Source organism: Skermanella stibiiresistens SB22 (assembly GCF_000576635.1).
Taxonomy (GTDB): domain Bacteria; phylum Pseudomonadota; class Alphaproteobacteria; order Azospirillales; family Azospirillaceae; genus Skermanella; species Skermanella stibiiresistens.
The window spans coordinates 1-395 of record NZ_AVFL01000129.1; the positions used below are offsets into that span (position 1 = coordinate 1).

Consider the following 395-nt stretch of genomic DNA (forward strand, 5'->3'; position numbering starts at 1 on the left):
CCCCAACATCGCCAGCCCGGTTCTGTCGCACCCCGAAGTGCGGCAGGCGCTGGTGATCGGCGTGAACCGCGCCGAGATCATCGAGGCGCTCTATACCGAATACGACAAGGCCGCCACCAGCGTGGTCTCGACCACGGTGCCGGACTATGTCGACCTGTCGGCCAAGCTGGCCTATCAGCCCGACGCCGCGCGGGCGCTGCTGGAACGGGCGGGCTGGAAGGCCGGCAAGGACGGCATCCGCAGCCGCGACGGACAGCGTTTGCAGGTTGGCGTCACCTGGAGCTTTCCCGGCTACACGCCGACGCTGGAACTCATCAAGGAACAACTGGCCCGGATCGGCGTGGACTTGCGCCTGAACCTGCGCTCGGATGCCGAGATCGGCGGCGTGATCCGCT

The 395-nt window shown here is 67.3% G+C and carries 1 protein-coding gene; it reads left to right on the forward strand.

Annotated elements, in window-relative coordinates; genetic code table 11:
* Nucleotides 1-395 (forward strand): ABC transporter substrate-binding protein (locus N825_RS35780; protein WP_037462509.1); only part of this gene is annotated, 395 nt, incomplete at both ends.